This is a genomic window from Thalassoglobus sp. JC818, from assembly GCF_040717535.1.
GTDB lineage: Bacteria > Planctomycetota > Planctomycetia > Planctomycetales > Planctomycetaceae > Thalassoglobus.
Genome location: NZ_JBFEFI010000002.1, coordinates 321,851 through 347,693 on the forward strand (window position 1 = coordinate 321,851; position 25,843 = coordinate 347,693).

Genomic DNA, 25,843 nt, shown 5'->3' on the forward strand with positions numbered 1-25,843 from the left:
CTGTCGTCGGCTCATTGCCTCATGTCGCAACACTAGTGGTTGAATAGAAATTCTTTGGTGTTAATCAATGCCCAGAGAATATCTTCGTAGGCAACTCGTTCGTTGTCTGGATGTTGAGCAATGTGATTGAGTGCAATGTCTTTTTCGGATGCATCTGGTTCGCGAGCATAGACCCAGCGATACAGTTCCCGAATCCGTTCTTCGTGCGGGCGATCGGTTTGGGATGCAAGTTGGACAGCCCGGCCAGCGTCGCTGCCGATTTTGTTTTGGACTTCGCTGCTGTTGAGCAGGTGTAAGCTCTGAGCGAGATTCGCTTCCTGCGATCGTTCACACTCGCAAGCTGTGTCGCCTTGCGGTTGACCGAAGACCTTCAGGAAGTATGGACCCACCGAAGAATCTGGCAGCTGAACCGAACGGGTTCCTGCTGGCATGCCGGAGAAGTTCTCGTTCGTATTTGTCACCTGATGAAACGCATCGTAGAGCGATTCGGCAGTGAGACGTTTCGGGTAATAGCGAGAGAAGTTCTGCTTGTCTTTCAGGTTGTACTCGTTCGGAAACGCGGAGAGCTGGTAGGCAGACGAGTTGCAGATCGTCCGGACGAGTTCTTTGAGATCGAATCCGCTGGCGATGAAGTGTCGCGCGAGTGCATCGAGTAGTTCCGGGTTGGATGGAGGATTCGTTTCTCGCATGTCGTCTTCCGGTTCGACGATCCCGCGACTGAAGAAGTGCTTCCAATACCGGTTGACAAGCGACTTGGCGAAGAACGGATTGTTAACTTCAGCCATCCAGTCGGCCAGTTGAATTCGCGGGTCACGATCGGGTGAGATCTCCAATGGAGTGCTTCCGAGCGGAGTCGGTTTGAGAACTTCTTTGCTGCGCGGGTTTTGTGCCTGAGCGACTCCTTCGTTGTGGAAGACACGACGGTCACGAGAGCGCGTCAGCCGTTCAGCACCGAGACCTTTTTTTCCGACGCGGCTGAAGAACGCGGCCATACCGTAATAGTCGTTCTCGCTCCACTTCTCGAATGGATGATGGTGACACTTCGCACATTGAATTCGAATTCCGAGGAAGAGTTGAGCGACGTCCTCAACTTGCTGGCTCGAATCGGAAACCTCGCGATACCATGTGACCGCTGGGTTCCACTGAGGATCTCCTGAGGCTGTGATGATGCGGGACACCATGACGTCGTACGGAGTGTTGTCGTAGAGTTGATTCCAGATCCATTGGTGGAATGTGTAGGTTCCCGTCTGGTCCTCATCCTGTCGCTTCTTGTTTCGCAGGATCATGTTCCACTTGTTCGCGAAGAAGTCGGCATACTCTGGACTGTCAATCAGACGATCGATCACGTCGGATCGCTTATTTGGCGAACTGTCTGCAAGGAAGCTGACGACCTCTTCTTCGGTCGGAAGAGTGCCGGTGATGTCCAGGTAAACCCGTCTCAGGAAGGTGGAGTCATCGGCCAGTGGTGATGGTGGAACGCCGAGAACTTGCAGCTTGTTGAAGACTGCTTCGTCAATGAAATTTCGGACCGGTGGCGTTTCGGAAACCGTGGCACCTAATGGAATCGTTGCACGAAAGGTTGCCACTTGGCCCTGATAGCGGGCCATGATGGCGACTTCTCCAGAGAGGTCGAGAGTGGAGACGAGCCCAGTTTCAGATGACTCAGCGAGTTCAGCATCATTCGGTTCGAACAACGCCATCCGCGTGACATCTTCTTGAGTTCCGTCGCTGTACGTCGCGTAGACGGTGACCTGCTGTTGATCGTTGTTTTTGAGGACACGACCGGGAGGAAAACACTCAATGCCAGCGACGACCGGATCTGTTTCTTCACCGTAGGGCATTCCCTGTTCGATCCAGCGTCGCAAAACGCGGTACTCATACGAATCCTTCTCCATTCGTTTTCCGCCACCGTGAGGAGATTCTCCGATCGGTTTGGTCAGAAGAAGGCTTCGTTCTGGAGCGGGAGGAAAGACGCGTCGACCGCGACTCTCTTTCACGAGGAACTCGTAATCGTCTCGGGGATAGAAGCCGAGAAGCGACAGCTTGAAGCCGTTTTGCCCGCTAGCTTTTCCGTGACATCCGCCACCATTGCAACCGAGTTTGGTAAAGATGGGGACGATCTGATTCTTGAAGTTAATCGGCTTTGTTCCGGCAAAGTCCGAGACATGAACTGTGGCTGAAGTTGTCTGACTTCCCAGCGAGGCGGTGACGGTTGCACTGCCATCGCCCTGAGGGGTCATCAGTCCAGTTTCGTCAATCGACAGAACTCCCTCGGGAGCAACTGTGAACTCGACAGCGCGTGTGAAGTCTTTCGTCGAACCGTCTTTAATGTGTCCTGTGATTAGAAGTTGAACACGCGCGTCCTGACCGGTGATCCGTAATTCCTGTCCCGTCTGCGGTCCGACCTCAAGTCGAGTGATCTCCTCGACAGGCAGAGCTGCGGACGTCCCATCGAATGCAATGACAGCGTTGGCAAAGAAAAAAACTGCGCTGAAAGCCAAAGTCATCGAAGAACAGGGTTTCATTCTCCAACCTCATTGTTGAATTCGGATCTGATCGGCGGTGAGCCGTCGTTTCCGGTGTGGTCAGATTGTTTGAGTGAGGACGCAGTGGCTTGAAATGGACCGTTGCCGAGCGAACCTCATCGGGGTGGTGTGGTATGAATCAGGTGGGTAGCAGTCATTGACTGGCGGGTATTGTTGGTGTTTGGTGTCCCAAACTACCAAGCTTCTTCAAACATATCATAGTTCATTGATTGACCCTGAGCCAGTGGTCGAAAGCATTCCGAACGAAAAATGAAAAACGGCCCGTTACCGCAAAAAACTTCGGTCAGAGCAGTTTTTGATTTGGAATGCACGATCTCGCACGAGCAAGCACAGCCTTCTGACTTGTGGAACAGCGCAAGCGAGTGCGCAGGAAAGAGCAACTTGCTCTAGAACCAGGAGGATTTGTCAACGAGAGTCAGCGGCGGTTCTCCGGCGCAGTGTCTTCGAACGTTCTCAGTGAGCTGTTCGAGATGGCGTTCCGGGACTCTGGGAGATGCAGCTGCGATGTGCGGAGTGATGATCACATTCGGCATACTCCACAATGGATGATTCTTCGGAAGCGGTTCCTGTTCCAGCACGTCGAGGGCTGCTCCTGCGATTTGCCCCTCTTCAAGAGCATTCGTCAGGGCCTCTAATTGGACAATGACTCCACGACCCACATTGATGAGCCACGCGCTCGATTTCATCCGTTTGAATTGTTCCGGGCCGAACAGGCCTTCGGTCGCAGGGGTGTGAGGAGCAGCGATGACGACGAAATCACTCTCAGCGAGAAGCTCGCCGAGGCGTTCCGTCGGCCAGACCTCAAGGCCAATCTCATCGACAGATCGACAGATCGGATCAACGCCAAGAACATTGAGTCCGAAGGCTTTGGCTCGTCTGCAAATCTCCGATCCAATCCCACCAACGCCCACCACTCCCAGCGTGCAATCGGAAAGATGCGTGTGAGCGTGGTCGATCTCAGTTTCCTGTCCTGGACCATCAAAGAGTGTGGTATGGGTCGATTGACCTCCCACTGGCAACCATTCTCCGTTTGCCTGCTGCCTCACGTAAGTGTGCAGATTGCGGGCAGCCATCAGGACCAGTCCCATCACGTGGTCGGCGATGACGTCTCCGAAGATTCCCCGCATGTTGCTCAGTTGGCACGGATGCTCAATGAGTTCAGGGAAGACGTAGTGCTCAAGACTCGCTGTCGGTGCCTGAACCCAATCAAGCTGTTTCGAAGCTTCTAAGAGCGAAGGAGTGATCTTTCCATAGAAACCAGTTGCATCTGCAATCTCTGAGTGGGTCTCTTCAACTGATTCGCAATTGATGACAGGCACGTCCCCAGCCGCAGCTTGAAGCACACGCAGACGTTCCTCGTCGATGGGAGGGAATAAGACGATCTTTCGTTTGTGTTCGTTGGCCAATCCACTGCCTTACTAAAAGTGATGCGCGGAACGTATTGCGATCCCAGGCTAACTTTCTCCGTATGCCGCGGAGCAATGCGAAGCATGCTCGCAGCATATGACCTGTATCACGGTTTAATTCAAAATCGATCTGAAGAGAATTGTTTCGATCGGAAACTCTGACGGCAAGGATCTTTACATCTAATTTTCGGGCACCAATCTTCACATCTCATCACAGCGGTCAACAAACTGGTTCGGCAACTTTCAGGTTGATCGTTTTGAGAGCGTGGCCAGCTTCTTCCCCTCCGGAGACCGCGATAATTATCACGAATTTGTGTGGGCACGGAAATTGCCAAATCCCAATCGCCGTATTGAGCTTTTGAGATGGTTCGGCAAGTTGACATGTCGAGGTGATCAAAATGGCGATTTCCACACATTGCATGTTTCATCGTGGGACAAGTCCGATTGTCGCAGCTGCGATTCATAACGGGCACGACACCCGCGAAGACGTCGCACACCATCTTGCAATCGATGAGCAAGCCCAGTTGCGTGAAGAAGATCCAATGACCGGAGAGTGGTCTCAAGTTGCGAAAACGCAGATTGTCGGGCTCCGGTCGCGTTTTGAAGTCGACCTGAATCGACCGCGTACAAAAGCAGTTTATGTGACTCCAGCGGAGGCTTGGGGGATGAACATCTGGCGGACACCTCCCGACGAGCACATGATTCAGGAATCTCTTCGTGAATACGATCAGTTTTACACCGACGTCCATCAGCTTCTTAATGAGCTAGTGCATGAATTCGGCAAAGTCGTTGTGTACGACCTGCATACATACAACCATCGTCGAGGTGGACCTTTCTCCCCACCAGCAGATTTACGATCGAATCCAGAAGTCAATGTTGGCACGGGAACAATGGACCGGAGGTATTGGTCTCCGGTCGTCGATCGCTTTGTGGGCGATTTAAAAAAATTCGATTTCCACGGTCGACATTTAGATGTTCGAGAGAACGTCAAATTCCAAGGAGGATATTTCGGAGAGTGGATTCACACCCAATTTCCGAAACAGGTCTGTTCGATCGCCATTGAGTTTAAGAAAGTCTTCATGGATGAATGGACGGGTGAAGAAAATCCGCGTGAAGTTGAAAGCATCTATCGAGCATTGAGATCGACCCTCCCCGGAGTGCGCAGAGCATTGGAGGAGATGTGATTGACCAACCATCACAAAGTGATCAACCGATTGTGGAGAACTCCGCAGAAGATATCACTGATCTTTACGTTAAGATCGCCGACGTCGTCTGTGAACGGCTGGCTCTTAATCAGCGAGTCCGTAGGAACCTGCCGGAAGGGGGACGACTGAGAATCGATCGGCAGCTTCCGTTTCTCTGCCTCTACCGTCATCCACCCGAACAGCCGAGTGATGGCGCACGCGAACTCATCACGACTGAGGCTTCCTATCTCTTTGCTTCCGGGAAACCAGAGCATCACACCGGTTTGATGTTGTTAATCAAACGGATCGTGGCAGCGATGCGAGAGCACTTCGGGACCTTCCTGCTCATTGAAGTCTGGGAGAAACAGCGAGGTTCACAGTCGATCGATGATCGAATCTTGTTTGAAATTCATTCGACTGATGAGGCATCAATTCCGTCCACAATCGAAACGATGCGCTCTGCACTGGAGAAGATTTCGATCAGGCGTCAATCGGCCGAAGTCTCTGTGCGTCGTGACACATCGATTCAACCTCTGGGGAGTCGACCGCTCGAATTAGATACTATTGACTCGCACCCATCTGGATGTTGTGCGATCGGGCTCTCAGTGAATCCCATTTATCGTGATTCCAGCAGTCAGGTTTTGTTTCCAATGGTGTTGCAAGCTTTGAGGCGGCAACTGACGATTGCATTCAGGCGAACGATTGCGGAATTCACGGGAAGTCGAAGCAACGGCGGAGATGCCGTTGACTCCGCAGCTTTCCACGAATTTGGACCGTCGACTCTCGTCAGAGCAGCACGACTCGTCGATCAGCAATTGTCAGACATTTCTGAGTCGTTTGATTTTCTGCTTCAGGTGACTCCTACCAATGCTTCCGAAGCTGAACAGGCGTTTCAGAAGTCAGGTTATGAAACTTCTCCAATATTCAACTACCGCCCGCTTCCGTATCACCCGAATCTGCTGAAGCGGCAACTCTTCGGAATCGAAATCGAAAGAATTGAAGATCCCACGCTCGCACATTTGTGTTGGGAGAAACAAGAAGAACTCGACCGTAAATTAACGGCACTCAGAGATATCGAGACACCCAGTTTTATCTATAACAGCTTGCAGCTATATGGGTCAGTGGACGAGAACCTGCTGGAGCTTGCGATCGAGATACTTAATCGAGTCCCAGAAACACCGCCTAATCCCAACGACACTCAGTCAGTCGGGGCGCTCAAACTCATGGAACGAGCGCGAGAAGAAATCGACTATTACCACCGGCGACTGTGCGACTTCAACGGAACAGTCGAGCCATCCGAATCGATCGCGTCGGGCGTGATGGTGTCCCGCGACCGCCTACTGGTCTCTCCAACATGTTCCCTTAACGAAGATCGAATTGAAGCTCTCATGCATCACGAGATCGGGACTCATTTGCTGACATATTTCAATGGGCGTGGTCAGCCATTCAGGCAGCTTTACGCAGGTCTCGCAGGATATGAAGAGTTGCAGGAGGGGCTGGCGGTTCTTGCAGAGTCTCTGGTGGGCGGGATGACTCGTAACCGTTGGCGGACTCTCGCGGGTCGGGTGATCGCCGTTCATTCGCTCGTCGAAGGTTTGACCTTTGTCGAGACATATCACTTGTTGTGTGAGGAGTTTGGGTTCTCGTCATCGCGTGCCTTCTCACTCACGCTTCGTGTCTATCGCGGAGGCGGATTCACCAAGGATTTAATCTACCTGCGTGGGCTGTCTCGACTCATGGAGTATCTGGCGGCAGGTCACGATATCGAACCACTGTATGTCGGAAAAATCGGGTTACAGCATGTTCCCTTCGTTCAGGAAATGCGGCGCCGCAAAGTGATCGTTGCTCCTCGTATACTTCCGCGGTTCTTGGATAGCGATCACATCAGATCGCGGCTCGAAGCCTGTCGGAAGAAGAATGTGATCCAACTTGTGGAGATGAAGTCATGAAGATCGGTTTCGTGGTCAACGACGTAATGACGGAAGAGCCAGTTTATACGACAACTCGTCTCGCGATGCGCGCCGTCAATATGGGACACCAGAGCTTTTACCTCGGCGTTGGCGATTTCATTTACTCGCCGGATGGGTCAATTCACGCCCACGTTCGATCTGCGAACGGAGGATCGTATGAATCTCTTCACCAGTATCTGGCGGAGGTTCAAAGCGACGCGACGGAGTCGAGGCGAATCAGCCTCGATCAAATTGATGTGCTCTTGTTGAGAAATGACCCATCCGATGATGCGATCGATCGCTCGTGGGCTCAGACGAGCGGAATTCTCTTCGGTCAACTCGCAGCGATGCGAGGAGTGATTGTTCTAAACGATCCCTACGGTTTAGCGAATGCACTGAATAAGACATATTTTCAGCATTTCCCGGAACAAGTACGTCCTAAAACATGTATTAGCCGCGATATACACGACATCAAAGAGTTTATATCGAATCAAAATGATAAGGTTGTGATCAAGCCACTCCAGGGCTCCGGCGGGCAAAGCGTCTTTCTTATCGGAGAAGATGAGAAAGCAAATCTGAACCAGATGATCGAAGCAGTGATCCGAGATGGATATTGTATCGCTCAAGAATACCTTCCTGGTGCTGTCGATGGTGATGTTCGATTATTCGTACTGAATGGGCGACCGCTCAAGAAGGACGGAAAATATGCCGCTTTTCGCAGATGCAACGACACCGGCGACGCAAGAAGCAATATGCACTCAGGCGGGAAGGGCGTCGAGTGTGAGGTCACCGACAAGATGCTGGAACTCGTGGAGATGGTACGCCCAAAGCTGGTGCGAGATGGAATGTTCTTATGCGGGCTGGATATCGTCGACGATAAACTGATGGAGATTAACGTGTTTAGCCCAGGCGGGCTCGGAAGCAGCCAGGAATTGACTGGGGTGGACTTCACAGATGTCATTATTCGGGATCTGGAACGCAAAGCCAAATATCGTAAGTATTATGGCTCCGGAATGCAGAACAGCGATATCGCTTCATTGTAATCTCAAATCATCGAACATCGCTAAACACTCTAATTATCCCTTCGATGCGGGCGGTGATCGGTGCCGTTTGGTTTCTCTAAGCGCATCTTGAGTGCTGAGAAGTCATTGGAGATTAGCAAGGGCGAATCAAGTTTGAAGTGACGGCTTTTATCTTCCTGCTGTGATCGAAGTAGGCTGGCACAGGATGTGCAGCTTAGTCTGAGAGTGGAAGAAATGGACCTTCTTCCGGTCAAGAAACTCTTCTACGTATGAAGGAGAAAGCAATGGCTACCACTCTCGCACGCCAACCGATGTCTGCATCATCGTTGATTGGGGACAGTATCAAGAATCGACAAGATGAAACTCTTGGTACTGTGCACGAAATCATGATTGACTGCTCGACGGGGCGGGTGGCATACGTTGTGATGTCGTCAGGCGGATTCCTGGGCTTCGGGAACAAGTTGTTCGCGATTCCGATGACAGCGATGGAACTCGACACGCAAGATGAGTGCATGCGACTCAATGCTTCGAAAGAAGCGTTTGAAGAATCACGAGGTTTCGACAAGGACAATTGGCCAAACATGGCCGATTCCCAGTGGGAAACCTCGACCCACGCACACTTCGAGGCTCCCCACTACTGGGAAGTCTAGAAGTTGGAAAATCAATCACCGATCAAGTTCGATGATCGAGTCCCCGCAGGAAGTTGCTTTCTGCGGGGACTTTTTTGTCGCCTGCCCACATGAGATGACTTTCAGCGAGTCGAACAACGAATCCGATGCGGAAAGCAACTCGCGTCGTTTGGTATCGTGTCGCTGTCGCGATATCTTGCTGAGGTGGAAATTATCCAGTCAGTTGTCGTCGACTGCCGTCTTAGATGTTTGATCGTCGATGCGGTAGGCTGGTCGCCTCGAAGAGACAGTCTTAATCATGAACGAATACCAGGTGTTGATGGTATCGGCGGCGTTTGCGTTTGCTTACAGCCTGGTCGCGACTCGATTAGAGCGAACACCCGTGAACGGGGCTCTGGTGTATGTCGCATTGGGGCTGTTTCTCGGACCAGCTGGTTTGGGATTCGTCAAATTCAACTTTGGTAGTCAGGGGATGCGATGGCTGGCGGAAGTCACGTTGGCGGTCGTCTTGTTCACGGATTCTGCTACTTCGAATTTGAGTGTTCTGCGGAGGTATGAATTCATTCCTGCGCGTCTGTTGCTCATCGGACTTCCGTTAACGATCTTGTTTGGATTCGGGTTGGCAGTGCTTCTCTTTCCGAATTCCGGATTCTTCTCATTGGCACTGCTCGCCACGATGCTCGCTCCGACCGATGCAGCTCTTGGCCAGGCGGTGGTCTCCAACCCGAAGGTTCCGGAAGCTGTCCGCGAGAGCCTGAACGTCGAGAGTGGTCTGAACGATGGAATTTGCGTTCCGGTGATGTTGTTGTTCCTGTCGATGGCGGAAGGGGAAACCGGTCGCTGGGGCGTTTTGGGCGACGGAGTTCTCTTTTCGTTGAAAGCCATCGGAATCGGCGGAGCGGTCGGCCTGGGACTCGGTTTCATTGGGAGTCGTGCTGTTCAACTCAGTCAGAAACGAGGCTGGACGGGAGGATCGTGGATGGAGATTCCCGTCGTCGCACTGGCGCTGCTCTGTTTCGCATCCGCGCAGTGGCTGGGAGGAAGTGGATTCATCGCGAGCTTCATCGGGGGAATGACATTCGGAGCGCTGACGCAATCGCACAAACAGGCACTGCTTGAAGCTGCCGAAGGGACCGGAAATGCACTGGCGTTGATTACATGGTTTCTGTTCGGAACGTTGTTGTTCGAGTATCCGTTCGACGGGCTGACCTGGCAGGTCTTAGCCTACGCCTTGGGGAGCCTCACCGTTGTTCGAATTCTCCCGGTCTTTCTAAGCGTGCTCGGCCTGCATCTCAGATTCGACACTCGTTTGTTTCTCGGATGGTTTGGGCCTCGAGGTTTAGCCAGCATCGTCTTTGCAGTCATGGTTGCTGATGCGGCGATTCCTGGCGGGGAAGTCGTTGTTTCAACGGCAGCTTGGACGGTCGTGCTGAGCATTGTGCTGCATGGCTTGTCGGCAAATCCAATGGCGGGAATCTACGGTCGACGAGTTGGTGATCAGAAAGTCTGACTCTTGGGAGCGGTGGAACTTTCCGTTCATTCGTTGAGCCGAACAACAAAGTGCGAATGATTCATGTGCAGGTTTCTGCCTCAGGCTCGTCAGGACCTTCGTTCATGACCTATCATCTCGCCTCACTCGCAGAGGCTTTCAGTCCTGCGAGTTCGTTTTTCCGTTCGTGTTGTCACAACGTTTGATATACCGCAATGACATTTTCAGCTCTTCTCACAGCTCTCTGGACGCTTCTCGTCTTTTTGCTCCATATCTTTTTCGTGGGAAGAGCACTGCTGCGGCCGCATCGAGAGCCCGCTTCTCGAGTGGCATGGATTGTGGTGATTATGGTTCTTCCGTTTGTTGGAATTCTCGCTTACTTACTGTTCGGAGAAACCAACATCGGACATGAGCGTGTGAAGCGAGCTCGAAAAATTCTGACGGAGCTTCCTCCGCTCAGTGACATCCCGGGAGCCACGTCGCCTAAGCCCGACGATGAAGTCCCACCGCGCGTCAATCAACTCTTCAGAGTTGGAAATTCGGTGAACGGGTTCGAACCTGTCACCGGAAACCGGGCCCGATTGCTGGCAGATTCCAACGCGACGATCGATTCCCTCGTCGAAGATATTCATGCTGCCAAGGAACATGTGCACATCGCTTTCTATATCTGGTTGACAGACGGAAACGGAGTGAAGGTCATCAACGCCCTAAAGCAGGCTGCCGGTCGAGGAGTGGTTTGCCGCGCGATGGCTGACGGACTCGGTTCGCGGTCTTTGATCGACTCCCGTTACTGGAAAGAAATGCGCGACGCAGGTGTTCAACTGGCGACTGCACTTCCCATTGGCAATCCTCTGCTTCGTCCGCTTCGAGGCCGGATCGATCTGAGAAATCACCGGAAGATCGTCGTCATTGATAATGCGATTACCTACTGCGGCAGCCAAAACTGCGCTGATCCAGAGTTTCGAGTTAAGGCCAAATTCGCACCCTGGGTTGATTCAGTCATGAGGTTCGAGGGGCCGATTGTTCGGCAGAATCAGTACCTTTTTGCCTGCGATTGGATGGAACAGGTTGACGAAGATCTTTCCGAAATCCTCGGTGCTCCACTTCCGGAAACGCAGCCAGGGTTTGAAGCACAAGTGATCGGAACCGGGCCGACAGTCCGGCATTCAGCGATGCCAGAGGTCTTCGAAGCTCTGATGTATGCCGCGGAGCGGGAACTCGTGATGACCACGCCGTATTATGTTCCCGATGAAGCAATGCAAACGGCGTTGTGTTCGACCGCGCGACGGGGCGTCGATACGACGATCATTTTCCCAGCCCGAAATGATTCCTGGATCGTGGAAGCAGCGAGTCACAGCTACTACGCAGAACTTCTCGAAGCAGGTGTCAAGATCTTTGAGTATGAAGGCGGGTTGCTGCACACCAAGTCGTTGACACTGGATGGGATCGTGACGCTGATCGGTTCTGCGAATATGGATCGTCGGAGCTTCGAGCTGAACTACGAGAACAATATCCTGATCCATGACTCGGAAATGACTGCTGTGATGCGTGAACGTCAATCGAGTTATCTCGCCCATTCCCACGAAGTGACGCGTGAAGCCGTTGCGAACTGGTCAGTGAAGCGTCGGCTCTGGAACAATACCATCGCGATGTTGGGTCCAGTTCTTTGATGAAGCGGCTGCATCGCTTCAGTGAATTTACAAGTCAGCTCATGACAACTACAAACGAAGACATGATAGATACCCTTGGACGAGGAATGAGTATGCGTTTGACCAACTCTTGCCACAACACAATGCGTTCGACTGCTTTCTTTGCAGTTGTTGTCATCGGTGTCGGTTTGATGAGTTCATTGGCGATTGCCGAACGTGATCCGATTCGATTGACCCATGGCCCCATGCTTGGCCAGCCTGGAGCAACGACGATGACAGTCTGGGGGCGGACATCCGACCCGGGGCAGTTCGAAGTCCACTACGGTGTTGAACCCGATCAGCTCGATCAAATCAGCGCCCCAGCTGAGACATTGATCGGCCACGACAATACCGGTGTTGCTCAGTTGGAAGACTTGAAGTCGAACACGCGCTACTACTATCAGATCTGGGTGAACGGTCGTCCGCATGGATGGCCCGGCTCGTTTTTGACGCTGCCTCAAGCTGAGGACACTTACAACGAGAAATATAATCCTGAAGGTCTCTTTAACTTTCGGTTTCAAATCGGTTCGTGTGCCAACCAGAATCCACTTCACGGTTCAGGACATCGGGCAACAACTTATGAACACTTAAACGCAGACTGGGCGGAGAAGGTTCACTTCCACATCATGAATGGGGATTGGCTTTACGAAGAACTTCGCGAGTATCCGCCGGAAGCATGGCGTCTCACTCAAGGCGTTGATGAATATCCACTCAACGTTGACATTATGCCGACCATTGTTGGCGTCTGGGAAAACTACAAGCTTTATCTTGATCGCGGAGTCGATCTCGCGAAGTGGCATCGTCACGTGCCGAGCATGTTCACCTTCGATGACCACGAACTAGTGAATGATATCTGGGGTTCTGCTGAAGCGGGCAAACGGCATCGTCGGACCGTGTTTCGAGATATCGGGACGCAAGCTTGGTTCGACTATCTAGGCTGGGCGAACCCTATGGAATTCAAACATCCCATCCACTACGGAAAAGCCAGCATGAAAGCCGGCAGCGACCTGCTCGTCGATCCAGAAGCAGACTTCACAAAGATCCCTGTCGATGAGATGTTGACGTTGCACGTTCACTGGGGAACACCGGAAGCGGGGGTGAATGATCTGCAGTACGACAATGACGAGGGGCATCAGAACTCGTATGTCTACGACATCATTGAAGTTGTCGATGAACACACACTCAAGCTGCACATGCCCGCTAAGGTTGATGACGATGACATCAGCTATTCAATTGGACGTCGAAGCTTTGGAAAACTCAAAGTCTCGAACTGCGAATTTTTTATTCTCGATACGCGAGGCGATCGAGATATGCACGACGTTCGAGAACGAGACAAACCGGGTGTTTCGATGCTGGGCAAGCCGCAACGCGAGTGGCTGCTGAAGTCGATGAAAGAGAGCGATGCAGACTTTTTCTTCGTCGTGTCCACAGTCCCATTTATGATCCCTCACTCCGGGGCAGGGGGCTTTGAAGTTGATGCTGAGAATAAAGAGGAAGCCTGGACCGGATTCTTCGAAGAGCGAGAACTGCTGATCAGCGAATGGGAGAAGCTCGGGAAGAAAGTGTTCGTCATGACAGGTGACCTACACAACAGCTTCGCGATTAAGATCACGGACGACATTTGGGAATTCTGCTGCGGCCCGCACAACAGCGTGAATCACGTTCCGGAACTCGATGAGAGTGACCGTCCCGCGACCGGAAAATTCAAGTTTGGTCCGCGTGAATGCGATATCCGGTGGAGCAGCTACGTTCTTCCAGATCTCGATCGCTTGGAACGCCTCTATCCGAAATTCTGTGTTGTTCAGATCAACAACGTCTTCAACATGCCTCAAAAGTTGGGGGATGAAAGATGGGTGGCCTATCCGCATCCGCAAGTCATCTTCCAATACTACGACGGTCGGACAGGAGAACTCGACTACGCAGAGTCGGTTTCCATCGACCGCGAATAATGTTTCGCGAACTGTTGATGTGGTTGTGAAGCAGAAGCGACGCGTCCATAACCGGCGCGTCGCTTGCCGGTCGGATTGACTCGTCAAGAGCGATAACCGTTCGATCGCGGAGTTGTCCGCACGCAGAATAATGCGGTCCGGTGAGGATCGCGGATATGTTGAGTTACAAATTCCAAGAGTTGTTATGTCTGAGAAACCCGCTCCCGACACACTGATTCTGTGCAATGATCTGATGTTCTCCAGTCAGCTGAATGGGGCTGCGCAGCGGGCGGGATGTGTTCCGCGAACGTGTCTGGGACAAGTCAGCGCGATGAAAGAACTGGAGTCGGACCAGATGCGCTGGGTCGTTGTCGATCTTGAACTCGCAGGTATCGATTTGACAGCCCTGCGGAATGCGACATCAGCAAAGATTGTGGCCTTCGGTCCGCATGTTCAGACGGACCGTCTTGCTGCTGCAAGCTCAGTGGGTTGCGACTTCGTTCTCAGTCGAGGTGAGATCAACCGCGGACTCGAAAGCCTTCTTGCTTCGGAAGGGTGAAGTTTGCAAGGCTTGATGTGCTGAGGTGTTGCGAAGTTCTTTACTGCGTCAATCGGACGGGTACAACTCGCTGCACTTTGATCACATCGGTGCCGTACTGAGGGTCGAATTGTCTTTGACCTACAATCCCGGAAGGCTTTCCAACCCACTGCTGAATTTGTACGGTCGGGCCAAGTTCGAGGTAGGCGAGTAGTTTTCCGTTCGGAGCAACCAACGCATAAGATGGTCCGCCAACCGTGCCGTTCAAGGGCTGCACAATACCTGCACCATTCAGTCTTGGATGAACACTGTCGGGTTCGCGAGCGGCAGCCTGAACGCCGCGCTGGTGTGACAGGTTCGACGTCATTCCCTGACCAGGTTGTTCGTATCCAAGTTGAACAGCAGCGAGTTGTTCGTCTCGTCGTGAAGTCTCTGCCGAAACACGGACAAAGTTCTGGTACTGAGCCAGAATTCCGCGACGCCTTTGGATGACAGCCAGACGTTTGTCGACCAGAGCAGCAACGGTTTCGTCTGTTCTTTCAGCCAGTTGACGGTAGTCGCGTTCGATCACGTCGAGATTCCACCGTCCCGGATCAAGTTCCATCATCTCCGCATAACGTCGATCGATTTCGTCGAGTTTGTCGTACAAGGCTTTCCGATACTCACGCTCTCGTTCAGCTATTTTCTGAGCGATTTCTTCTTCTTCGACTCGTTTCTCGATGACTGCAACTCGATGTTCAACGGGAATCTGATAGGGATCGTGCGCGAGTTCTTTTTGTGCTCGCTGATCAGCGGGGACGACATATTCTCCCTTGATCCAGCGGAACTCCTGATGAGGCGGCAGGATTTTGTACATCCGGACCGAGCCTCTCTGGGTTGCCAGAGTTTTTTCACCGAGAATGGTCACTTCGTCACCGTTCGACAATTCTCGTCCGTAGTACGAATGATCATCGCCGAGAGAGCTTCCGATTCGGACCATCGCCCGGGCGACACGCCCATCGACTGGCTCCACGCGGACAACTCCATGATCCGGACGATCCTGCTCGACAAGCGAAGCATCAATCCAGCTGAAACTCCCTTTGGGAGGAGCAATCATGAACCAGCCTCCGTGATCGTGTCTGTAGACGGTCACCGGATCTTGTTGATTGACATGACCAGTTGGATAGAAGTTTGTTCCGGGCCCGCACCGAACTTCGACCTTATCGCTCACGACGGTCGCGTCGTATGGGAATTTTTGTGCTGCGAGGGTGCTCTGGGAGTGTGCCAGAGAAAGAACGGAGCACATGATCAGGAAACGCAACATGGTTGTCGCTCGTGTCGAGGGGCAAACGGAGAGGCGAGAGTTGGGAGTCAAAATCTTGCGGTAGAACACCGCGGACGGAGCTGTGTCAGCTCGTCTTGATGAAGTGTATGACTGTGAGGCCTCAAGCTTATAAAGCAATTCGTCCGATCATGGCAAGATCAGCCGAAAGCCGTTTCTTGAGCGAATTTCGCAAATTGTAAGGAAGTTCTAAGAAAAACCTTCCAAGAGATCCGGTGAGGATGCGGGAGCGGTTTCGATTGTTCGAATACTCGGAATAGTAACGACTTCGGGAACTTCAACGAGCGCGGAAAAGCATCATTCGGCAGGGATCAATTGAACCGCATCCCCGTGGACATTCCCTCCCGCTCCGGTGGTACGAAAAACGATTGAGACTTCTTCGCCCATTTTCAGCCGAACTTTTCCAATCGAAATGAAACCCTTGTCGAGTGGTGCTGGCTTCTGCATGTTGACGTTGACGGACTGCGTCGATTGCGTTGAGTGAATGGTCACAGGGACTTCATCGCCTCGATTTTCGTGAGGCTGGTAGGCAATCCGAACTTCATACTCGCCCGATTTCGGCGCGGTCGCTCGATACGTCAGCGAGGCTTTGGGATCAGTCGAGTAGACATACCCGTAAGCAATGTACGGCTTCAGGCCGGTTCCTTCTGTCCACTTGCCAGTCTTGAGTGCGTCTCGATCATCAATGACGATGCCTTCCAGCTCGGCTGGATCGATTCCTGACGGAGGTCCCAATGGTCCGGCCAGGGGAAGGGCATCATCGGGAATGGTGAATTCACTTTTAACATCCTGCCGGTAGGCTTTTCCGGGGAGTTTCAACAGCACGTCAAGATCTGACCAGTAACGCTCGTAAACGTCGCGAGGAAAGCAGTCTCTGAGAACACAGATCGAAGCCGCTTTGCCGACCACTTCGCCCATCATGCCGCAAGTCTTCATCACACGGACTGTCCCAAGTGCCTCATGAGTGACGCTGATACACCGTCCCGCCATAAATAGATTGTCGATATTCCGTGAGTAGAAACAGCGATACGGGACGGGGTAACCGTAATTCCGGTCGACAGAACGATCGTGTTCCGCAACGGAGATGAATGGGTTCTCGGGATACTTCTGAGCGTATTGCTGCTTGGGGTAGTGCAAGTCAATCGACCAGGTACTCGGAACACATCCGTCGGGGAAGTCTTTCTTGGCGGTGATATCGTCCGCTGTGAGAACGACATCGCCCATGAGTCGCCGCGACTCACGAGGACCACCGATGTACGCCATCCATGTCAGGTAAGCAGTTTCGTGCTTGCTGGCTCCGTCGCGATTCTTCATCGCATTGAAGGCACCGTAGACAGCCCGCAAGTTCCAGTCGCGAATTGCTTCGGCATCGCCCAGTGCATCTTTGTCAAAACCACTTTCCCAGAACCATTGACCGTGGTGATCTCGAGGGTAGGGGAAGTCCTTCATCGTCAGGTCGAGTGCCCACGGTGTTTCCGGAAAGTTGACCTTCTCATCAGCTTCCGCCCAGGCCCACATGTTACTCATGCCCATCCGGCCAGCATTTTCCATATCCCAGTCAGCACCTGCCAAAAATCCGATTGTGCCGTGGCCTGTGGCGTCGCAGAACAGAGTCCCTTCGAATCGACGATCAGCACTCGTTCGAGTGTCGAAGGCATAGACAGCGGTCAGATGATCACCGTTGGTTTCGACCTGATAAGCATGATGATTCAGGAACAAGTCGATGTTCGACTCTGCTCGAACAATGGCTTCTTTCTTAGCATCTTCGAATTCTTCGAAGGTGCCCGGAGACTTGGTCGCTTTGTCGGCGAACTCTTCGACGATCTCGCCGATTCGAGGATACTTGCCGCGACGAATGTTCCCCATGGCCCAGACGCGGACTTCGCTCGATCCATTTCCACCCAACACCGGACGATCTTGAATCAAAGCGACACGACACCCGGAACGGGCTGCGGCGATGGCTGCTCCCATTCCTGAATAGCCGCCGCCGATCACAACGAGATCATAGCCCGATTCGACAATTGGTTCGTTCGGCAGATTGAGTTGTTTGCGTCGCCATTCGGACAGAATTGTCCCCGAATTCGGAGGTGTGTCGTTGTCTTTGGTCGACAGATAGATCGCGTCACAGCGACCGTCAAAACCGGTCAGGTCACGAAGAGCGAGAGTCACTTCGCCCTTCTCCAGTTCCACTGCTCCGCCCGATTGCCAGTGCCACTCTGCGCCGGCTGATCCGAAGTCCTCGTCGAGTGTTTCTCCGTTGATTAGAACCTGAAACCGTCCGGGAGAGCCCTCCGCGTTCCATCGAGCGACCCAATCTTTCGTTCTGACATGAACGTAGTACGTTCCCGATTCAGGAACAGTGATCGTGGTTTTCGCGTCGCTGACCGGTCTTCCCAAGCCGTGAGCGAGCAGGTAGGGAGATCCCATTTCCCGAATGAACTGTGTATCGAGTTTCCATCCACCCGGTTCGTCGAAGCTTTCTGCTTCAACCAGAACACTTGCCGCTGGCAGCACAGAGGTGAGGACGAAAAACATGAAAACACTTAGCAACACAGAACAGCGAGACATACCGCCTCCTCAGACAATCAGCGATCGCTCGACCATTGATTTGTTTCTCCAGCGAACTGGAGAGAACGAAAAGAGATGGGCAAGCGTGGAAAGAATGACGAGCCCACTTTAACGCACGAGGCCTCTACATGTGGACCCAGACGAAAAGATTTATGCGATCTTTTACGGGCTCTTCGCGACTTGGAGTTTGAGAAAGTCCTCTACTGCCTCAACGATCCGCGTAGACCGACACGATGGTTCATGTAGTGCCGAAGCACAGCATCGATCGGCTCGCTCGTTCGAATCGTTTGATAGTCGATCACGTTCCGGGCGCAGCGAGTCCTCAACTCCTCAAGAAACGCCTGCAATGCACTCTGGTAGCCTTCGCGAAGAGATTTTGGATCGCATGTCAGAGATCCGGTCTCTTCGAGACCTTCAAAGCGTGTAGTTCCAGCAAAGTCGAAATCGAGTTCCTGGTCGTCCAGAATGTGAAACAGCAAGACATCATGCCCACGTTTTCGGAGCATGCGCAGCCCCTTGAACAGATCATCGGGAGGAACAAACAAATCTGAAATCACAACAACCATTCCGCGTTGCGATTTCTCGTCAGCGACCGAACGTAAAATCCGAGACATATCCGTCTTCTGCGATGGATTTTGCACAGCCAAGACGGAGAGGATCGCCCCCAAGTGAGTTTGCTGACTGCGAGACGGAGTACGCGTTCGGATGTCTTCGTCGAAGACTGAGAGGCTGACAGCGTCCTGTTGTCGCAGCAACAGATAAGTCAGTGCCGCAGCGACGGTGGACGCATAGTCGAACTTGGTAGTGTCGCCAGAGCCAAACTGCATTGACTCGCTGGCGTCGACAAGGATGGACGTCCGCAAGTTCGTCTCTTCTTCGTACTGCTTGATGTAGTACTTGTCTGTTTTGGACCAGACTTTCCAGTCGACGCGGCGAATGTCATCACCGGGGACGTATTCGCGATGCTGGACAAACTCGATCGACTGACCGAAATAGGGGCTTCGATGCTGGCCACTCAAAAAACCTTCAACGACTTGGCGAGCTTGAATTTCGAGTCGCGAAATTCGAGAGATGGCTTCCGGGGGCAGTTGATCATCAAAACTTTTTGCCAAGACCGAACCTCTCGTTCACTCATCAATCTTTGGGGACAGACCGCATCATCCTCGAAATTGTTTTTCGGGAGAGTTTGTTTCCTCACGCGGACGCGGGTGAAGCGAAGATTTTGCTCAGTCGCGGATCGCTGGTGAGTTCTCCTTCGCGTGAAGGAGTTTCCTCGACAAGTCGTTTGATCACGGTATCGGTCGTGATCCCTTCACTCTCGGCGGAGAAGTTGGTCACGATGCGATGACGCAGCACAGGGGCTGCCAGGGCTTGGATATCTTCGGCTGAAACGTGACTTCTTCCGTTCAGGAGTGCTCTCGCTTTGGCTCCGAGGATGAGATACTGAACCGCACGCGGACCGGCTCCCCAGCTGATCCATTCGTTCACGAAGTCAGGCACGCCCTCCTGCCCAATTCGAGTCTGTCGGACAAGTGCCAGAGCATAGTCGACAAGGTGATCTGTGATCGGAACTTCCCGGACAACTTCCTGCAGCTCTAGGATTTCTTCCTGGCTGAGAACCTGATCGAGCGAGCTCTTTTTGTTTCCGGTCGTCGCTTTGGCGATCAGTTTTTCTTCGTCGAAACTGGGATAGTCGACGAACACCTTGAACATGAAGCGGTCCTGTTGAGCTTCCGGGAGTTGATAAGTCCCTTCCTGCTCGATGGGATTCTGCGTCGCGAGTACAAAGAACGGAGCGACGAGTTGATGCCGAATCTGGCCGACGGTCACCTGTCGTTCCTGCATCGCTTCCAGCAGCGCCGCTTGTGTCTTCGGTGGGGTTCGGTTGATTTCGTCCGCCAACACGACGTTGTGAAAGATCGGACCCTGAATGAACTGAAACTGTCGCTCGCCCGTTTCCTTGTTCGTTGAGAGGACGTCGGTTCCCGTGATGTCGGCAGGCATCAGGTCGGGAGTGAACTGAATACGACTGAAGCTTAGAGACAAGCACTGAGCGAGAGTGTTGATCATCAACGTTTTGGCCAGACCGGGAACACCTTCCAGCAGACAATGCCCTCGGCTGAACAATGCAATCAACAATTGGTCGATGACTTCATCCTGACCGACGATGACCTTCGCCATCTGTTCCCGAATCGATCGATACGCTGAACTCAGTTTTTCGATGGCGACAGTATTGTCTTCCGACATTTTCAATCCTTGTCTTGTGACCCGGGCATCGAGCCTCTCTTCAGATTAGGTTTTATCCTAGACACCGTACAGATCACAACCAAGCCCCTGAATATCGAAACAACTGATCGGCCACTTTCGATTCACTTTTTCATGCTGGGTAGGCAGTTCTCATCGGGATCGAAACGCTTCGGAAATCGAACTTCTGTTGGTGTTCGAAACGGTAATTGGAGAAAATTCGATCAATTCATCAATTCTGTCAGATGAGAAGCAGTTCTCTCCTGAATTTGGGAGTCTTGGAATTCGGCTGGGACTGAAGACCGAAGCCTTGAAATCGGCATCGAAATTCGTAACTCTTGGGCAAATCGCGTGATTTCATCCGGTAGAGAATTCGATCCATGGAACTCCTTTATTCACTTTGGGCTGTTGTCGTCGCTGTCGCCAATCTTCTGGTGGCGCTCGTCATTTTTGTCGCCCCCTGGGTGCCTTTGCTGGCATGGATCGCATTCTGGCTGTGTGCTGTGAACTGGCGACGGCTGTATCCCGTGCTGATGAAAGGCGGGATGATTGGCGTCGTTCTGATTGGTTTGATCGCCATGCTCGTCTGGTCCATGGTCTCTATTCCCGATGGCGGCGTACATCGACTGTACGGGTTGGAAGTGAGTAACATGGTCGGAAAGATGGTCTACGTCACCAGCTTGACCGTCATCGCGTTTCTCTGCGGTTCCGTTCAGTTATCCGGCTGCTGTAATTCGATTTGCTGCTTCAACGACGAGCAAGATTCATCACCTGAAGAAGCAGTTCACCACTAAATTGCTTTCTGCGTTTCTCGAACTCGCTGGAACGCAGCCAAGAGAGCTTCGATTCCCTCTTCGCCATGATCGAAGCTGATCGAAATTCGTAAGCGAGCGCTCTGTCTGGGAACAGTCGGAGGTCGAATTCCTGCGACGAGAATACCCTCGTCCTGAAGCGAACGAGACAGCTTGAGGGTCTGGTCCGCTGACCCGATCATGACCGGGATGATGGGGCCGACGACATCTTTCGGGACATCCCAGTTCATGTTTCGTAGCTGTTCGCGAACATGCGTTGACGTTCTAAGTAACCACTCTCTGCGTTCAGGTTCTGAAACGATCACGTCAATCGCAGCAAAGGCCCCGGCGCAATTGGGAATGGAAAGTCCCGTGGAGAACATGCCAGTACGGGCACTGTTCCAAAGCCAATCACACAACGACTTGCTTCCGACCACAAATCCCCCCTGGCTTCCGAGTGCTTTGCTGAGCGTTCCCACACAGATGACTCGATCGGGGTTGTGTTGAGCCTCCTCGAGAAGTCCTCCACCCGTTGGTCCGAAGACACCGGTGGCATGTGCTTCATCGACAAGCAGCATCGCATTGAACGATTCCGCGAGCTCTCCCAACTCTTTGAGCGGAGCAACATCACCATCCATGCTGAAGTACGAGTCGGTGACAATCATCTTCCGCCGATAGCTCGCTGACTTCTTCAACTCGTCGTGAAGAAAATCGAAATCCCGGTGCGGATAGATTCGCAGCTTGGCTTTTGAGTGCCGTGCTCCATCGATCAGGCTGGCATGATTCAGCCGATCACAGAACACAACATCGGCACTCCCCACGCACGACGCGATCGTTCCGAAATTGGCGGCGAATCCGGTCGGAAACAGGATCGCTGCTTCTGTCTTCTTGAAGGCAGCGAGTTTTCGCTCCAGCGCAGCATGCCAGTTTGTTCGTCCGGAAACGAGCGCGCTCGCCCTTGCGCCAACTCCGCTCTCGAGAGCTGACCGGGCTGCTGCGATGACAGTCGGATGCGAGGCGAGTCCGAGATAATCGTTTCCCGAAAAGTTCCATAGCCGCTTCCCGTCGATTTCGCATTGTCCGCCTGAGATCGGGACCACTTCGCGAGCACGTCGGCGCAACGTTTTCTGGTCGAGTCGCGTCAGTTCCTCGTCGATCCAGTCATACGGTCCGGGAATCATCGTTAGGTCAGTCGGATGTCGTGATTGCTCAGCCGACGATAACCATCTTCGGTGATCAGGTAATTGTGCTCGATACGCATTCCACCGATCCCCTTGACGTAAGCTCCAGGTTCGAGCGTAACGACATCTCCCGCCCGCAACGTGTCAGTCGAGTCGGGAACAAGAATAGGCGCTTCGGGATGTGCGAGTCCGAGGCCATGACCTGCATGGTGAGTGAAGCAGTCTTGCCGACCAGCTTCAACATACGGAGCGAACACGGCAGCATGGACGTCGCTCGCTTTTGCTCCTGCTTTCAGAGCTTTTTCACCGCCAGCCATTCCCGCGAGACAGATGTTATGCAGTTCGACAACTTCAGCACTCGGCTCACCGACAGAAACGGTATTCGTGAAGTCGCTTCGATATCCGTCGAGGACCACTGAGTAATCGAGGACGAACAAATCCCCTTGCTCCAGTGTTCGTCCGGGACCTTTCGGAAGACCTCCGGTTTTCGGCTCGGATGCAAAGTTCGCGCGGAAGTCACCGTATACCAGACCGGGCCGATTGGCGGCTCCAATCGCTGCGTATTGAACTTCGCGATAAATTTCGAGTTCCGTTACTCCTTCGCGAACGACCTCGAAGAGCCTAGCCTGACCAGCTTCGCCAGCTCGCATGCACTCTTCCATCAGAGCAATTTCATCGGGCTCCTTTGTGCGTCGAAGATCACGCAAGATGGTGCCGAGGTCAATCAGGTCGGAATCCCCAGCTTCCTGATCGGCAGATGAGAGGAACGTCTCGGATTTGAGGGCTTGTGTGGCTCCCAATGGAAGCCACTCTGCTTCGACGAGTCCGGTTCGAGAACCGAGATCGGCTGATGCTTCCTTGAGGGCTTGCAGCAACGCGTGGTCTCGATTGATGACGGAATGTTTGTGGTCGTACCAGGGAAACACGACTTCCCGGTCGACATACGGTTCGTGAACGGCCGACCGAATGGCGAAGTTGTCGCCGATCACAGTCGTTTTGCCGCTGCGTTCGAGGAGCAGGAGGCCCCGTTCTCCTCCGGAAAAGCTGAGAGGCTGCACCCAGAAATTGGCGAGGTACTGAACATGTCGGGGATCAGCGACCAGCAGCCAGTCAATTTCGGAGGGGATTCTTTCCCACAGTCGGTTCCGGCGGGTCAGGCATCCTTCTTGAGTCAGCATGGATCAATGTTCCGTTGGAGGCTTCTGGTAATAATTCTCGCGAAATCACACGAGCAAACTGTGCAAATCTGGGGCAAGCTGTCCGTTCGAGTAGATAAGGCAGGGCATTTGCCCGAGAGATGGAGACAAACGGAACAGCCTCTTGCTCGGATTGTAACGTCCTTCAAACCACATGAAAATCGCTCTGCCGAACAGCATTTTGGTTCTCGTTTGAGTCAGGACGGTGCCCGATATTTGCGTCACTCGATAGACTCACCCCCCTGACAATCGCTACCCTCCTCCGCACTCAAAACGAGTTTCGCATCAACGTCCTCAAGGTTGACTCAAGTCTCTTGAGGATTCGTGCATTTGCACTGCACTCCGGGTTGTGGAATGTCTCGCCTTACAGAAGAATTGTCACGCTGATGCTAAGCAACTCTTTTTGAAGAGTCAGTGACTCTTCGAATCCACCTTCCCTATCCACCAACTGCTTGACCGAATGCAGCCTCTCCGATTTCATCCGATTTTCAAACGCGCGGTCTGGGGTGGGCGTCGACTGGGGTCTGAGTTCGGAAAACCAATCGGCCCGGGCGACGACTACGCCGAGAGTTGGGAAATTTCCGACCTTCCGGAATTCGAAAGCCGGATCAAGGGTGGCGAGTTCGACGGGGAATCATTCCATCAGATGATGGTCACTCACCGCCAGCAGGTTCTCGGGAAACACGCCAATCGAGACCGTTTTCCCATTCTGGTCAAGTTTCTCGACGCGAATCATCCACTCTCAGTTCAAGTACATCCGGGGCATCAACAGGCGACCGCGAAACACGCCAGCGGTGAGAGCAAAGCGGAACTCTGGATCGTGCTCGACGCCGTCGCTGGAAGTCAGGTCTGTGCAGGGCTGAAAGATGGAGTCGACCGACGGCAGCTGGAAGAGGCGGTCGCGAACCAGACGATTCCGGATTGCCTACATACGTTTGATGTTCACCCGGGGGATTATCTGTTCCTCCCGCCGGGAACAGTTCACAGCCTGGGTGAGGGAGTTCTGATCGCTGAGGTGCAGCAGTCGTGCGACGTCACCTATCGTCTTCATGACTGGAACCGCATGGGGTCGGACGGAAAACCTCGTGAGCTGCATATCCCGCAAGCACTGGATTCGATCGACTATTCTCTCGGTCCTGTGCGTCCGCTTGTCACGACTCCACGTGAGTCGGGACCGTTTCAGGAAGTTCTGATCGACAACGAGTACTTTGCTGTTCACCGCTTGTCCGGTCCTTCAACGACCGAAGTCCCATGTGATGATCGAGCCCACGTTCTCACGCTTCTCTCGGGGACAGCTCGCATCTTGAGTGAAGACGTTCATTCGATGATCAAAGCTGACACAATTCTGCTCCCTGCAGAACGTTCCACAACACACATCGAACTCACGACCGATGCTGTGCTCATCGACGCCTTTCTCGGCGATCGCTCGGCTTGAGAATTCGACAGGGCTTTTCCAACTCCAGCGTCTGAGTGAGCCCACAACCTCCCCACTTCGTTGTCGGTATGACGACGCAAGTCGCGATAATGACACACGTTGCGACGCGCTCTATGTTCGCGCTCTCGGGCCAAAAGTCTATTGCTGGTAACAGCTTGTCGAAAATGTGCGCTGGAATTCCGGTCTCGGTTCGCGAGTTGCGTTTTGAATTCTCCTGAACCGGCCAAAACTGCCGAGCAGCGTTTTCCTCAACACTTTTCCTTCTCGAATCCAGTGATGCTCAAGTGCAAATGCAGCATCAATTGAGAAGGACGAAGATCAGGCGAACGCTTCGGCAGAGGCACGGTGCTTTGAGCATCTGCAATCAATTTGGCTTCCCGTCCGCAACTTCGACAATGGAGCGTTAAAATGAAAACGAAACTTCTCGCAATTGCTGCTGTGGCTGGCTTGTCTTGCCTCTTCCTCTCCGAAACCGCCGAAGCAGGCGGGATCTGTTACGGCCCGAGCTACGGCTACGGAGGGTATTACGGCGGAGGCGGCTATTATCGCAATCCCGGCTACCGCAACAACGATCGCTACTACGGATACGGTGGCTTCGACCGCGATCGACACCACCACCATCATCACCACGACTACTACCGCGGACGTTCGAATCGCGGCTACGGATACGGTCCGAGTTTTGGTGTCCGAACTCCGAGCTTCGGCCTCTACATTCGCTAGAGCAAGTT

At 53.0% G+C, this 25,843-nt stretch carries 19 protein-coding genes; 11 read left to right on the forward strand and 8 right to left on the reverse strand.

What is annotated here, in order from left to right:
- Nucleotides 1–32: 32 nt before the first annotated feature.
- Both AB1L42_RS05705 and AB1L42_RS05710 read right to left on the reverse strand, forming a co-directional pair.
- Entirely contained in the window at nucleotides 33–2,525 is a 2,493-nt protein-coding gene (locus AB1L42_RS05705) for a DUF1549 domain-containing protein (protein ID WP_367052300.1), read from the reverse strand.
- A gap of 407 nt (nucleotides 2,526–2,932) precedes the next feature.
- The gene (locus tag AB1L42_RS05710; RefSeq protein WP_367052302.1) at nucleotides 2,933–3,952 is read right to left on the reverse strand and encodes a D-2-hydroxyacid dehydrogenase; all 1,020 of its coding nucleotides are present in this window, start codon (nucleotides 3,950–3,952) and stop codon (nucleotides 2,933–2,935) included.
- 398 nt (nucleotides 3,953–4,350) lie between these two features.
- On the opposite strand from AB1L42_RS05710, the gene AB1L42_RS05715 reads away from it, so the two are divergent.
- The 8 genes from AB1L42_RS05715 to AB1L42_RS05750 all read left to right on the forward strand — a co-directional run bounded on the left by AB1L42_RS05715 (nucleotide 4,351) and on the right by AB1L42_RS05750 (nucleotide 14,400).
- Nucleotides 4,351–5,136, forward strand: a complete 786-nt coding sequence (locus tag AB1L42_RS05715; RefSeq protein WP_367052303.1) for an N-formylglutamate amidohydrolase — start codon at nucleotides 4,351–4,353, stop codon at nucleotides 5,134–5,136.
- On the forward strand, nucleotides 5,133–7,085 hold the full coding sequence (locus AB1L42_RS05720; RefSeq protein ID WP_367052304.1) for a flavohemoglobin expression-modulating QEGLA motif protein: 1,953 nt from the start codon (nucleotides 5,133–5,135) through the stop codon (nucleotides 7,083–7,085). The genes AB1L42_RS05715 and AB1L42_RS05720 overlap by 4 nt, the downstream gene beginning before the upstream one ends.
- The gene (locus tag AB1L42_RS05725; protein WP_367052306.1) at nucleotides 7,082–8,128 is read left to right on the forward strand and encodes a glutathione synthetase; all 1,047 of its coding nucleotides are present in this window, start codon (nucleotides 7,082–7,084) and stop codon (nucleotides 8,126–8,128) included. The genes AB1L42_RS05720 and AB1L42_RS05725 overlap by 4 nt, the downstream gene beginning before the upstream one ends.
- Nucleotides 8,129–8,391: 263 nt before the next feature.
- The gene (locus AB1L42_RS05730; RefSeq protein ID WP_367052308.1) at nucleotides 8,392–8,757 is read left to right on the forward strand and encodes a PRC-barrel domain-containing protein; all 366 of its coding nucleotides are present in this window, start codon (nucleotides 8,392–8,394) and stop codon (nucleotides 8,755–8,757) included.
- 277 nt (nucleotides 8,758–9,034) lie between these two features.
- A complete protein-coding gene (locus AB1L42_RS05735) occupies nucleotides 9,035–10,246 on the forward strand; it encodes a cation:proton antiporter (protein WP_367052310.1) in 1,212 nt (403 codons plus the stop codon).
- Nucleotides 10,247–10,440: 194 nt separating this feature from the next.
- A complete protein-coding gene (cls, locus tag AB1L42_RS05740; protein WP_367052312.1) occupies nucleotides 10,441–11,895 on the forward strand; it encodes a cardiolipin synthase in 1,455 nt (484 codons plus the stop codon).
- Between the two features lie 122 nt (nucleotides 11,896–12,017).
- The gene (locus AB1L42_RS05745) at nucleotides 12,018–13,862 is read left to right on the forward strand and encodes a metallophosphoesterase family protein (RefSeq protein WP_367052314.1); all 1,845 of its coding nucleotides are present in this window, start codon (nucleotides 12,018–12,020) and stop codon (nucleotides 13,860–13,862) included.
- Between the two features lie 184 nt (nucleotides 13,863–14,046).
- The gene (locus AB1L42_RS05750) at nucleotides 14,047–14,400 is read left to right on the forward strand and encodes a hypothetical protein (protein ID WP_367052316.1); all 354 of its coding nucleotides are present in this window, start codon (nucleotides 14,047–14,049) and stop codon (nucleotides 14,398–14,400) included.
- A 40-nt stretch (nucleotides 14,401–14,440) separates the two neighbouring features.
- Here AB1L42_RS05750 and AB1L42_RS05755 read toward each other — a convergent pair whose 3' ends face one another.
- The 4 genes from AB1L42_RS05755 to AB1L42_RS05770 all read right to left on the reverse strand — a co-directional run bounded on the left by AB1L42_RS05755 (nucleotide 14,441) and on the right by AB1L42_RS05770 (nucleotide 20,515).
- A complete protein-coding gene (locus AB1L42_RS05755; protein WP_367052318.1) occupies nucleotides 14,441–15,682 on the reverse strand; it encodes an SH3 domain-containing protein in 1,242 nt (413 codons plus the stop codon).
- 315 nt (nucleotides 15,683–15,997) lie between these two features.
- A complete protein-coding gene (locus AB1L42_RS05760; RefSeq protein ID WP_367053172.1) occupies nucleotides 15,998–18,235 on the reverse strand; it encodes an FAD-dependent oxidoreductase in 2,238 nt (745 codons plus the stop codon).
- Between the two features lie 233 nt (nucleotides 18,236–18,468).
- Nucleotides 18,469–19,356, reverse strand: a complete 888-nt coding sequence (locus AB1L42_RS05765; RefSeq protein WP_367053173.1) for a DUF58 domain-containing protein — start codon at nucleotides 19,354–19,356, stop codon at nucleotides 18,469–18,471.
- A 106-nt stretch (nucleotides 19,357–19,462) separates the two neighbouring features.
- The gene (locus tag AB1L42_RS05770) at nucleotides 19,463–20,515 is read right to left on the reverse strand and encodes a MoxR family ATPase (protein WP_367052320.1); all 1,053 of its coding nucleotides are present in this window, start codon (nucleotides 20,513–20,515) and stop codon (nucleotides 19,463–19,465) included.
- Between the two features lie 377 nt (nucleotides 20,516–20,892).
- Here AB1L42_RS05770 and AB1L42_RS05775 point away from each other — a divergent pair, with 377 nt between their 5' ends.
- Nucleotides 20,893–21,306, forward strand: a complete 414-nt coding sequence (locus AB1L42_RS05775; RefSeq protein ID WP_367052322.1) for a hypothetical protein — start codon at nucleotides 20,893–20,895, stop codon at nucleotides 21,304–21,306.
- On the opposite strand, the gene AB1L42_RS05780 is transcribed toward AB1L42_RS05775, so the two are convergent.
- Together AB1L42_RS05780 and AB1L42_RS05785 are read right to left on the reverse strand one after the other, a co-directional pair.
- Entirely contained in the window at nucleotides 21,303–22,484 is a 1,182-nt protein-coding gene (locus tag AB1L42_RS05780) for an 8-amino-7-oxononanoate synthase (protein WP_367052324.1), read from the reverse strand. The genes AB1L42_RS05775 and AB1L42_RS05780 overlap by 4 nt on opposite strands.
- Nucleotides 22,485–22,486: 2 nt before the next feature.
- On the reverse strand, nucleotides 22,487–23,662 hold the full coding sequence (locus AB1L42_RS05785; protein ID WP_367052326.1) for a Xaa-Pro peptidase family protein: 1,176 nt from the start codon (nucleotides 23,660–23,662) through the stop codon (nucleotides 22,487–22,489).
- A 478-nt stretch (nucleotides 23,663–24,140) separates the two neighbouring features.
- Between AB1L42_RS05785 and AB1L42_RS05790 the strand changes: the two genes are divergently transcribed.
- Both AB1L42_RS05790 and AB1L42_RS05795 read left to right on the forward strand, forming a co-directional pair.
- Nucleotides 24,141–25,115, forward strand: coding sequence for a type I phosphomannose isomerase catalytic subunit (locus AB1L42_RS05790; RefSeq protein ID WP_367052328.1), 975 nt, complete (start codon nucleotides 24,141–24,143; stop codon nucleotides 25,113–25,115).
- Nucleotides 25,116–25,523: 408 nt separating this feature from the next.
- Nucleotides 25,524–25,835 (forward strand): hypothetical protein, encoded by a 312-nt coding sequence (locus AB1L42_RS05795; protein WP_367052330.1) that lies wholly within the window; start codon nucleotides 25,524–25,526, stop codon nucleotides 25,833–25,835.
- The last annotated feature ends 8 nt before the right edge of the window (nucleotides 25,836–25,843 follow it).

Coding starts and splice junctions, on each gene's coding strand:
- AB1L42_RS05735 (WP_367052310.1), top strand. CDS start 9,035: ATGAACGAATACCAGGTGTTGATGGTATCGGCGGCGTTTGCGTTTGCT.
- AB1L42_RS05755 (WP_367052318.1), bottom strand. CDS start 15,682: ATGTTGCGTTTCCTGATCATGTGCTCCGTTCTTTCTCTGGCACACTCC.
- AB1L42_RS05750 (WP_367052316.1), top strand. CDS start 14,047: ATGTCTGAGAAACCCGCTCCCGACACACTGATTCTGTGCAATGATCTG.
- AB1L42_RS05795 (WP_367052330.1), top strand. CDS start 25,524: ATGAAAACGAAACTTCTCGCAATTGCTGCTGTGGCTGGCTTGTCTTGC.
- AB1L42_RS05780 (WP_367052324.1), bottom strand. CDS start 22,484: ATGATTCCCGGACCGTATGACTGGATCGACGAGGAACTGACGCGACTC.
- cls (WP_367052312.1), top strand. CDS start 10,441: ATGACATTTTCAGCTCTTCTCACAGCTCTCTGGACGCTTCTCGTCTTT.
- AB1L42_RS05775 (WP_367052322.1), top strand. CDS start 20,893: ATGGAACTCCTTTATTCACTTTGGGCTGTTGTCGTCGCTGTCGCCAAT.
- AB1L42_RS05790 (WP_367052328.1), top strand. CDS start 24,141: ATGCAGCCTCTCCGATTTCATCCGATTTTCAAACGCGCGGTCTGGGGT.
- AB1L42_RS05770 (WP_367052320.1), bottom strand. CDS start 20,515: ATGTCGGAAGACAATACTGTCGCCATCGAAAAACTGAGTTCAGCGTAT.
- AB1L42_RS05760 (WP_367053172.1), bottom strand. CDS start 18,235: ATGTTTTTCGTCCTCACCTCTGTGCTGCCAGCGGCAAGTGTTCTGGTT.
- AB1L42_RS05715 (WP_367052303.1), top strand. CDS start 4,351: ATGGCGATTTCCACACATTGCATGTTTCATCGTGGGACAAGTCCGATT.
- AB1L42_RS05705 (WP_367052300.1), bottom strand. CDS start 2,525: ATGAAACCCTGTTCTTCGATGACTTTGGCTTTCAGCGCAGTTTTTTTC.
- AB1L42_RS05730 (WP_367052308.1), top strand. CDS start 8,392: ATGGCTACCACTCTCGCACGCCAACCGATGTCTGCATCATCGTTGATT.
- AB1L42_RS05725 (WP_367052306.1), top strand. CDS start 7,082: ATGAAGATCGGTTTCGTGGTCAACGACGTAATGACGGAAGAGCCAGTT.
- AB1L42_RS05745 (WP_367052314.1), top strand. CDS start 12,018: ATGCGTTCGACTGCTTTCTTTGCAGTTGTTGTCATCGGTGTCGGTTTG.
- AB1L42_RS05785 (WP_367052326.1), bottom strand. CDS start 23,662: ATGCTGACTCAAGAAGGATGCCTGACCCGCCGGAACCGACTGTGGGAA.